Source organism: Saccharibacter floricola DSM 15669, from assembly GCF_000378165.1.
In the GTDB taxonomy this organism is placed as follows: domain Bacteria; phylum Pseudomonadota; class Alphaproteobacteria; order Acetobacterales; family Acetobacteraceae; genus Saccharibacter; species Saccharibacter floricola.
The window spans coordinates 41,353-52,610 of sequence record NZ_KB899345.1 but is presented as its reverse complement, the minus strand read 5'-3'; the positions used below and the strand labels follow the sequence as shown (position 1 = coordinate 52,610).

The following is an 11,258-nucleotide window of genomic DNA, read 5'->3' as shown; positions in this document are numbered from 1 at the left end:
AGCCCGGTAGCTCGTCAGGCTCATAACCTGAAGGTCGTAGGTTCAAATCCTACCCCCGCATCCAATACCCCATAAAATTACATCTCTCTAATCACTTCAGAGACTAGCTGCGTCTCTCTGCAGCGCAATACTCCTGACGTGAGCCGACAGCCCAATCGTCTCTATCTCCGTGTCCGTAGCTCACACGAATAGTAGAAACGTTTAGGCAAGGAAATCGTCGTCTCTCTTAAAACTTCTGACATTATACTTGCGCGTCAGAGAATGGCTCCTGTCTTGGCAACATTCCATGATCAATAGAAGATGTCAGGCACAAGGTCACTCGGATTATAGCATTCTTCTCTCATCCGGGAGTGGAGGAGCTTCTCCGTTAAAATATGCGCCAAGCAGAAAAATTATCGGGCATGCGCTCCTTCATGAAAATAGGGAAGCCTCCCGAACCTGTTAAACTCCCTGATCCGTCTAATCCACAAGATGCACAGCTCTGGTTGAACGAGGTAAAGCAGCGCTCTGACGAAATGGCAGATGATTTAGGGTTTCTAAAGTCTTCTCGGCGTGCATCCCGCGATGAGCTTCATGGTGAGATAAAGCGGCGTCCTGTTACAAAAGAAGAGTTGCAGCAGTTTTTCTTAAAGCAGCAGATCATGAAGCATCATCGTGATGATTGTTGGTGTTTGGCGGTTCTCTTGGCGATGACAGGAGCGCGTGGCGGGGAAATCTTATCAGCGCCTTCTGAGCTTGTGATGATTGGTCAGGATCCTTGCATTGATCTGCGTAAAGTTGGAACCAAGACAGCTAATGGGTCACATCTTATTCCTGTGATTGATGAATTAGAAGCCTTAGGATTTTGTGACTATGCTGCTTAGCAAAAGGAAAGAGGTTTGCCTCTGATTTATGGTGAATCATCATAGGGAAAACAACGCACCTCTTCATTGGCTACTCCTTCCGGCATCATTTTCGACAAATGCTGTCTGCGTCGGGGATTGGCTTAGAGCTTTCTCATGCTGAGAACAGCACAGAACCCAGCGTGTTTCCATAGTGAGGCTCTTGGGGAGAAGCTTGGTCACCGACGAAGGTTAGAGGGAAGAGGAAGGCGGAATGACGCCCCAAACGATGAGCTATTAGAGGCAGCCCACACACACGAGATGCCTCATGACCAGAGGCTGAAAGCTCTTAAACAACAGCTCAACAAGCCTCTCTCACGTCGAGCCTGCTTAAGCGCACGTTTACAGATTCGTATATTTTTAGACCCATCCTAATTTGAGAATGGTTTCCCACAGAATGAAATGCGTGACCCTGTTTCTGGGAATGCATTGGCGTAAAGATGGTTGCGTGCATTATGATTCTATGTGTAGGGATATAAAAATATATGTAAGGGATGAGGACAATATCATATGGCAATGACATTAGAAAATTTAAAGAATGGCGCGCGTGTAAAGGGTATTTTATCTTCCCATATAGTGACAGTGATTGCTACGCGCTGGATTGGTAATACATGTGTGGAGGTTACTCATAAGTCTGATGACAATATACTCGGAGAGACGATATTATTCCGAGATAATGAATCCGAATTACAGCTAGAAGAAAGTGGAAAAAGCTGGAGTTTTTCTGGTGATGGGGCATTGTTACGACTTGTTATTGAAGCGTATAGAATGCGTCTTGCCTGTTTTTTTGATCCGTATTTAGCGATTCATACAAGTTTAATTGATCCATTGCCGCATCAAATATCTGCGGTTTATAAGGTGATGTTGCCACGGCAACCTTTACGTTTCTTGCTAGCAGATGACCCTGGTGCAGGGAAGACGATTATGGCAGGTTTGTTTGCAAAAGAGTTAAAAGCGCGGAGTGATCTTGAACGTTGCATGATTGTAGCTCCAGGCAGTTTGGTTGAGCAATGGCAGGATGAGCTTGGGCAGAAATTTGGTCTTGAATTTACTATTTTTTCACGAGAAATGACAGAAGCCTCTCGCATAGGAAATCCATTTGAGAATCATCATCATTTAATTGTCAGGCTAGATATGCTGGCACGTAATGATGATTTACAACAAAAATTTCAACAAGCAAAGGATTGGGACCTTATCATCTGTGATGAAGCCCATCGTATGTCTGCGAGTTATTTTGGGGGAGAGATTAGGCGCACAAAGCGTTATACGCTTGGTCAGACATTGGGGAAAAAGTGTCGAAATTTTCTTTTAATGTCTGCAACACCGCATAATGGCAAGCCCGAAGATTTTCAGCTTTTTATGGCTTTGCTCGATAGTGACCGCTTTGAGGGGCGCTTTCGGGATGGGGATCATTCAATTGATTCGCAGGATATGATGCGAAGGCTTACTAAAGAGGAGCTTTTACGGTTCGATGGTAGGCCACTTTTCCCGGAGAGGCGAGCACGCACAGTAAGTTATCATCTCTCAAAAGATGAAGCAGAATTATATACAGCAGTATCGAATTATGTGCGTGATGAGATGAATCGCGTAGAGCGTTTTGCAAGTAAGAAAGAGGGTGGCAAGAAACGTAACAATGTTGGCTTTGCCTTGCAGATTCTTCAGCGGAGATTAGCTTCATCGCCGTCTGCTATCTATCAGTCTTTGAAGCGTCGTCGTAATAGGTTGGAGGAAGAACTGGGTGAGGCACAGCTACGCTCTAAGCGTCAGGAGACTGCTATTGTTGGTCATTCTGTCTCGCTGAATAGTCATGATTATTTTGAGGATAGTGAGGAATATACACAGGGTGATATTGATAAAATTGAAGATACTATATCAACAGGAGCGACATCGTCTGAAACTCTTGAAGAGTTAGAAAAAGAAGTTGAGACGTTAAAAATGCTAGAGGCTAGAGCTCAATGTCTTGTAGATTCTGGAGAGGATAAGAAATGGGTTGAGCTTCAGCGTATTCTTGATGACCCTCTCATGAGGGATGAAGAGGGTAATTATCGTAAACTTATTGTGTTCACAGAGGCTAAAGATACTCTTTTTTACTTATGGAAGCGGATTAAATCGTACGTGGGGCGAGTTGAAGCTGTGGCAGTTATCCATGGTGGTGTAACGCGTGAAGAGCGACGCAAAGTTGTTGAGCGTTTTATGCAGGATAAGCAGTTACGTTTTCTTATCGCTAATGATGCGGCTGGAGAGGGGGTCAACTTACAGCGCGGTCATTTGATGGTAAATTATGATCTCCCTTGGAACCCGAATAAGATCGAACAGCGTTTTGGGCGTATTCATCGTATTGGTCAGACAGAAGTGTGTCATTTGTGGAATCTAGTCGCTTCTGAAACACGAGAAGGCGCTGTTTACGCACGTCTTTTGGAAAAATTGGAGGCGGCCCGGTTGGAGTTAAATGATCGGGTTTACGATGTGTTGGGAGAGTTGTTTGAAGGCACTTCGCTTAAAGATTTACTGTGTGAGGCGATTAAGTATGGAGAAGAGAGACGCGATCAACTCTTTCGCATTGTAGATAAGGCCGTAGACCAAAGCACGTTATTGGATCTGTTGAAAAGGCGTGCTCTGACAGAAGATACCATGTCCACTGGGATAGTAACCGAAATCCGCGAAGAAATGGAGCGGGCAGAGGTGCGGCGCCTTCAGCCTCACCATGTAGAAAGTTACTTTTTGGAGGCTTTTAAACAATTAGGTGGAAGGATTAAATTAAAGGAAGAGGGGCGCTGGGAGATTACGCGTGTGCCCAGCAAGATAAGAGAGCAAGATCGGCAGATGGGAAAAGGAGAGATGGTGCAAATGCGCTATGAGCGTATTTGCTTTGATAAATCTCTCATCAATCGTCAGCCCGTAGCTACCTTTATCTATCCCGGCCATCCTTTAATGGAAGCGGTAACCAGTCTTATCCGTGAGCAGTATGGAACCCTGTTAAAGCAAGGGGCTGTGATGGTGGATGAAAGTGATGATGCGACTGCCGTATCAGTTTTATATTTATTAGAGGGGGCTGTGAAGGATGGTGTGTCGGGGCGACATAACCAACCAAATATAATCTCACGCCAATTGCAATTCGTAAGTGTAGCATCGGATGGTAGCATACACGATGCAGGACATGCACCGCATCTCAACCTTCGTCCTGCTACGGCAGAGGAAATTGCTTCGATAGAGGATGGTAGTAACACAAGATGGAATGGACAAGACCTTGAACAGAAAGTGTTAGACTATGCAATTGCTGAAGTGAGTCGCAGACATGTAGATAACGTGAAAAGTCGCCGCCTTCCTGAGCTTGAAAAAACAGAACGTGAGGTAAAAGCACGCTTAGAACATGAGATTAATTATTGGGATTGTCGTGCTCTCACGATAGGAGAAGATGAGCGTCGCGGCCAAGAAAAGCGGATGAACGTCCAAAACGCCCGTCGTAGAGCTGAAGAGCTTGCGGAACGATTAGAGTGCCGTTTAAAACAGTTGGAGAAAGAACGGTCGATCCAAGCTCTTTCGCCTAAAGTTTGTGGTGGGATGCTCGTTATACCTAAGGGATATTTACGCGGAAAATGTCTGAGTGCAGAGACTTCGGCGGACGCAGAGGCCCGGCGATGTGTCGAAGTGGCTGCGATGGAAGCTGTAATGGAGGCTGAGCGTAAGTTAGGAAACTCGCCAAAGGATGTTTCAGCTGAGCGTAACCTAGGTTATGATATCCTTTCTGAAACTCCAGAAAAAGTATTAAGGTGTATCGAAGTAAAAGGGCGTATTGAGGGGGCCGATACAGTCACTCTTACGCGTGAGGAGTTGATGGCTTCATTAAATGTAGGAGAAAGATTCATTCTTGCGCTCGTGTTTATAAAAGACAACGGTAAGCCTAAAACACCACTCTATCGTTACGGAGCGGTATTAAATAGGGAGCCTGGGTTTGCTGAGGTGTCTGTGAGTTTTAACTTAAAAAAAATTCTAGAAAGAGCTATAGAGCCATCATGAGTATCACATTAACATCTATGTAACGTGGGGTTTGACGTCACGATGACAAAAAACATCGCATTAACGCATAAGAAAAAACTTATTGAGGTGGCTCTTCCTTTGGAAGCCATCAATAAAGCATCTATACGTGAAAAATCATTGCGGCACGGGCATCCTTCTACACTTCATCTCTGGTGGGCGCGGCGGCCATTGGCCGCGTGTAGGGCTATCTTGTTTGCGCAGCTAGTGGATGATCCCTCCAGCCACCCTGACCAATTTCCAACCATGCAGGCACAGGAGGCAGAACGTAGCCGCTTGTTCGACCTTATAGAAAAATTGGTTACGTGGGAAAATTCCACTAGTAAAAATGTTCTGGAGGAAGCGCGAGCGGAGATAAGAAAAAGCTGCGGAGGTGCGTTGCCGCCTGTTTATGATCCATTCTCAGGTGGTTGCTCCATCCCTTTGGAAGCTCAAAGGCTTGGTTTGCCCGCTTATGGTTCAGATCTGAACCCCATTGCTGTGATGATTGGCAAGGCGTCTATCGAGATTCCTCCGCGTTTTGCAGATCAACCTCCTATCCATCCCTTGCGTGAAGGAGAGCAGTCGCGTTCTGGCTATCGTAATGCCGAGGGACTAGCTGAAGATATTCGTTATTACGGGGAGCGTGTGCGAAGCAAGGCGTGGGAGCGGATCGGTTCTTTTTATCCCGAGATTGACGTGCCCAGTAGTCAGCCTGGTAATGATGGGGATGGAAAAGCAACGGTCATCGCGTGGATTTGGGCACGGACGGTTCCTAGCCCCGACCCAGCTTTTGCCAATGTTTCTGTGCCCCTGGTGTCTAGTTTTCTTCTTAGTGCTAAGGCAGGGAAGGAAGTGTGGTTGAAGCCAGTGGTAGATAGGAAAGCCCATACCATTGCCTATCATGTCCGCCATGGGGGCACGAAAGAGGAAATATCCCGTGCGAAGGAGGGGACAAAAGCGGGGAGAGGAGCAAATTTTATCTGTCTTATGTCAGGAGCTACCATCCAACCTACGTATGTTAAGGAGGAGGGGAAGGCAGGAAGGTTGGGTGCGACATTGATGGCGATTGTTGCAGAAGGAGAGCGGGAACGAATTTATCTGGCGTCTGATCGTGTGCAGATACAAGCAGCTAAACAGGCTATAATTAATGAAAAACCGGATACGGAACTGCCGGATGAAAAAAGAGCATTTTGGACAGTATCTTACGGCTTAACCACGTTTGGTTCTCTTTTTACCAACCGGCAGCTTGTGGCATTGGGAACCTTTAGTGAAATAGTAGCGGAGATACGGGACGAGATCGAGCGGGATGCGCTGGGTGCGGGGGTGACGGATGATGGGATACCTCTGCGGGAAAATGGTGCAGGTGCGCGGGCTTATGCTGAGGCTGTGAGTGTTTATCTTGGCTTTGCGATTGATAAATGTAGTGATTATTGGTCGTCTATCTGTACGTGGGATAGTTCTCGTGATGGGATAAGAAATACCTTTGGGCGGCAGGCCATCCCGATGACATGGGACTACGCTGAGGCTAATCCTTTTTCCTCATCATCAGGTAATTGGATGGCTATGGTCAATTGGGTCTGGAAAACGGTCGCCAATTTCGTAACAGCTTCTTCCGGTTGTGAAATACAGCATGACGCCCAAAGCGTGACGTATCCCGCCGGCGCTGTTATTTCGACTGATCCACCTTATTATGATAATATCGGCTATGCTGATCTGTCTGATTTTTTCTTTGTTTGGCTAAAGCCGCTTCTTAAAGAGATTTACCCGCAAATTTTTAGTTTTTTGTCTGTCCCCAAGACAGAGGAACTGATTGCGGCCCCATACCGGCATGGGGGAAAAGAAGCAGCAGCTGATTTCTTTATGCAAGGAATGGAGCAGGCGATTGCCAATATGGCAGGGCAGATTGATAACACATATCCAACCACAATTTATTATGCGTTTAAACAGAGTGAGATAAAGACAGAGGGCATTTCCTCCACAGGGTGGGCAACCTTCCTGCAAGCGGTAATGCAAGCAGGGTATGCTATTGTTGGTACGTGGCCTGTTCGTACAGAAATGGCTAATCGGATGATTGCTTCAGGCACTAATGCTCTTGCCAGTTCGGTTGTGCTGGTTTGCCGTAAGCGGCGCCTTACGGCAGAGACGGTAACGCGTGGGGTGTTTCTACAAGCCCTTAAGAGGCACCTCCCGAGGGAGCTGGAAACTTTGCAAAAGGCTAATATTGCCCCAGCCGACATGCCACAGTCGGCTATCGGGCCGGGCATAGCTATCTTCTCTCAATACAAAAAAGTGTTGGAAGCTGATGATACTTCAATGAGTGTTCGGACTGCTTTGCAGCTTATTAATCGGGAGTTGGATGACTATCTGGGGGGAGTAGAAGGTGATTTTGATGCCGAAACACGTTTTGCTCTGACGTGGTTTGAGCAATATGGCTTTCAATCCGGCGATTATGGCATGGCTAATAATATTGCTATGGCCAAGGGACTTTCGGTTGATGGCGTAAAGCATGCTGGAATTATAGAGAGCCGCGCAGGGAAAGTTCGCATTCTGCCTCGGAATGAGCTGGAGGAAGATTGGTCGCCAGATCGCGATGACCATCTGACGATCTGGGAATGTTTGCATTATCTCATCCGTCAATATGAGGCTGAGGGTGTCTCTCCGGCAACGACTTATCTGTTTAGGCAAATGAGGCAGCATGCTGAGGCTGTGAAGGATCTAGCTTATTGCCTGTATGAAATTTGCGCTACTAAACGGCAGGAGCCCGCTCAGGCAACTTCTTACAATGCCTTGATACAGGATTGGGGCACTTTGACAGAATCTGCTGCACGACAAAATGAAGATAATATATCATCTCAAACCTCCGTCGCTCGTAATGGGCAGGGCTCGTTAAATATCTAAGAAAAGGAATAGGATAATGGCAAAAAGCGCACGCACATGTGTGTTTGAAGGGATGGAACGACTGCCAGAAGCTCTGATTCCTTTTGTAGAGCGGCGGTTAAATCATGGCCTGAAGGGCCATTGGCAGGTGAGAGTTTTTGAAGAAAATAGAGCTATACAGGCTAATAGTTCTGGCCAGGTAAACTGGGATCAACAAGCGCTATTGAATACCATGAACCGTTACTGGCGGGAGGCATTTGATGATGCTTTGGGGAGAGAGGCTCGCTCTTGGGTGAATGAGTTGGTCGTTATAAGAAATAAAGTGGCTCATAATGAACCCTTTACTTATGATGATGCCGAACGATCCCTTGATACAATGTATCGCCTTATGGATGCTATAAATGAGGGGGAGATAGCTGCTAGTTTGAAAGCTATGCGTAAGACGATTCTGCAGACAAAGTGGCGTGAAGAGCAGCGTAACGAGGAGCGTCGAAAAGTACAAAAAACGGATATCGCAGTAGATGTGATGCCCGGGTTGTTGCCATGGAGAGAGGTAGTTACTCCACATGATGATGTTGCAAAGGGAAGTTTCCAACAATCTGAGTTTGCAGCTGACCTGGCAACTGTCTCTTCACATGATACGGCACCGGAATATAGAGACGCGAAGGAGTTTTTTAGTAGGACTTACCTAACTACCGGTTTGAAAAGGCTCTTGCTGGGGGCCGCAAAAAGGCTAAGTGATAAAGGTGGTGACCCGGTGGTAGAGCTGCAAACCAATTTTGGTGGCGGCAAGACACACTCAATGCTGGCACTATACCATATGACAGGCAGCATTCTACCACAGGACTTATTGGGGGTGGATCAGCTTTTAGGGGATGAAAACCTTACCCTACCGGTTGGTATTAATCGTGCCATCCTGGTGGGGACCGCTCATAGCCCTGGTAGTTGTATTTCTGTTGCAAACGGGCCTGAGATACATACCTTATGGGGATATATGGCCTGGCAGCTTGGAGGTGCAGAAGGGTATGCCATGGTAGCGGAGAATGATATTAATGGTACCGCCCCTGGTTCTAACCAACTAAGGGATTTGTTCCGCCATTGTGCACCTTGTCTGATCCTTATTGATGAATGGGTCGCCTATTTGCGGCAGATTTATAAGGTCATGGGGCTGCCCGCAGGCTCTTTTGATTCTAATCTTTCTTTTGCGCAGTCGCTAACAGAAGCCGTTAAAACTAGCCCCCGTACAGTGTTGGTGGCTTCTCTCCCTGCGTCTCAGATAGAAGTTGGTGGCACCGGAGGGGCAGAGGCGCTAGATAGATTAAAGCAGACTTTCAGCCGTGTGCAGACATCTTGGCAACCGGCCAATCAAGAGGAAAGTTATGAGATTGTTCGTCGGCGTCTTTTTAAACAGATATCAGCAGATAATCAGCGATACTTAGACAATACAGTCAAGCAGTTTAGTAAGCTATATAGAGAGAATTCGGAGGATTTCCCCGTTGGCTGGGAAGGAGAAGAGCAGCGCAGGAAGTTATCTTTAGCTTACCCCATTCACCCCAAACTATTCGATCAACTTTATGAAAGTTGGGGATCGTTAGAGAAGTTTCAACGGACGCGCGGGGTGCTGCGTTTCATGGCTCAGGTCGTGCATGAGCAATGGATGCAGTCGGATAAGTCGGTCATGATTATGCCTGGCAGTGTAGCTGTGGGCTCTACTCGGGTAGAGCCAGAGTTGCTGCACTATTTAGACCAGACATGGCAGTCTATTATTGCCGGGGATGTGGATGGGACACAGGCGATTCCGTATCGAATAGATAAAAGCTTAGATAATCTGGGGCGCTATTCTGCAGCTCGTCGTGTCGCGCGAACCATTTTTATGGAGACAGCACCGTTAAGTCAGTCTCAAAATAATGGAATAGATGTTCGCTCTATTCATTTAGGTGTGGTTCAGCCGGGAGAGAAAGTAGCTATCTTTAGTGATGCACTACGGCGCCTCGCTAGCGAGGCGCGCTTTCTTCATAGCGAAGGTGGGCGTTACTGGTATTCTATGTCTGCTAGCCTTAATCGGGAAGCAGATGATCGTGCTAAGCACTTTGAGGAGGCCACTGTATTAAGAAATATTGATGAATCTCTAAGGAAATATACAAGCAGCCTAGATCGCGGGTTGTTTGCCGGGATTCATGCTGCACCTTCTTCCTCCAAAGAGGTTCCAGATGAGTGTGATGGTACGCGGATTGTTTTTCTAGGAGCAGAATATCCTTCTACAGGACGGTGGAATGAGCGCGACGAGACTGAAATAGAAGTAAAAGATATTCTTGTTCAACGAGGTAATAGTCCGCGTGTTTATCGTAATACGCTGGTCTTTTTGGCTCCTGAAAAACGGGCGCTGGAGACAGTCACGGTGGCTATGCGCCAAAAAATGGCTTGGGAATCAATATACGATAATCGCGGAGAAAACGGGTTAAACCTTAAGGAAAGTGATATAAGGTTTACCATAACTAAATTGAAACAAAGCGAAGAAAGCCTTAAAAGTCGCCTAAAAGAGTGCTGGTGTTGTTTGTTATTTGTTCGGCAGGAAAAGCCTGAAATGGATCCGGACTGGACATGCAAGAAGTTGGCGGTAGCAGATGATGTGTTGAATAAAGTTCGGAAATATCTTGTCGGTGAAGAAGGTCTATTTACTGATATTGGGCCGGAGCGCTTCAATCGGGAGTTAAAAGAATATATTTGGAAGGAAAAAACATATCTGCATACGCGGGATGTATGGGAAAATTTTAATCGATATTTATATCTACCGAGGATGCAGTCTCTAGCTGTTTTGCAGGAGGTCATCAAAAAGGCTGTTTCAGGTCTAACCGCAGGGCCTTTCGCTTACGCTGCTTATTATGATGACCATGCAAGACATTATAATGGATTGTTTGTTTCTGGTCACATGGATGCTCCGATCGTAATTGATAAAAAAAGCCTTCTTGTGCGCTCTGATATTGCACAGGAACAGCAGGATGATATGCTTGCCGCATCAGTTGCATCTCTTCCAGCTAGAGATAGTGGAAGAGGGACCTCAGTTTTTGCGCCTGCGCAATCGTCCGATGTATCTCCCGCCCCGGTTGTGCCAACACGTTTTATTGGAACGGTATCATTGCCTGCTGAGCGTCCAAGTAAGGTTTTTGGGAAGGTCGTTGAGGGGATTATTGAACAGCTAAAACAGATACCAGGTGCGGATATAAAGTTAGAGTTGGACATTTGTGCCAATATACCGGAAGGTTTAGAAGATGATAAAATAAGGACTTTAATTGAGAATGCAAAAACATTGAACTTTAGTACAAAAAACATCGAATAGATATGTTGTCTCAAAGTGAGCTATAAAAATTTCCTTTTCCTTATTTGAAATATAGAATAGTAGATAATTTCATTCAAGAGGATAAGAGTTTTGTGTGAATTCCTTAAATATTATTACTTATTAAGTAGTGTCTCTATATGAATAAG

Annotated in this window: 4 protein-coding genes; all 4 read left to right on the top strand. The window is 46.1% G+C overall.

Annotated features, from left to right (window positions below):
- Positions 1-413 precede the first annotated feature (413 nt).
- The 4 genes from F457_RS0110070 (at position 414) to F457_RS0110055 (ending at position 11,112) form a co-directional block, all read left to right on the top strand.
- Positions 414-863 carry a site-specific integrase gene (locus F457_RS0110070; protein ID WP_169584124.1) on the top strand — a complete coding sequence of 150 codons (450 nt, stop codon included), beginning with the start codon at positions 414-416 and terminating at the stop codon, positions 861-863.
- Positions 864-1,391: 528 nt separating this feature from the next.
- Positions 1,392-4,898 carry a helicase-related protein gene (locus tag F457_RS0110065; protein ID WP_018981016.1) on the top strand — a complete coding sequence of 1,169 codons (3,507 nt, stop codon included), beginning with the start codon at positions 1,392-1,394 and terminating at the stop codon, positions 4,896-4,898.
- 42 nt (positions 4,899-4,940) lie between these two features.
- Positions 4,941-7,796: a DUF1156 domain-containing protein gene (locus tag F457_RS0110060; protein ID WP_040921079.1), complete on the top strand. Its 2,856-nt coding sequence runs from the start codon at positions 4,941-4,943 to the stop codon at positions 7,794-7,796.
- Between the two features lie 16 nt (positions 7,797-7,812).
- Entirely contained in the window at positions 7,813-11,112 is a 3,300-nt protein-coding gene (locus tag F457_RS0110055) for a DUF499 domain-containing protein (protein WP_018981014.1), read from the top strand.
- The last annotated feature ends 146 nt before the right edge of the window (positions 11,113-11,258 follow it).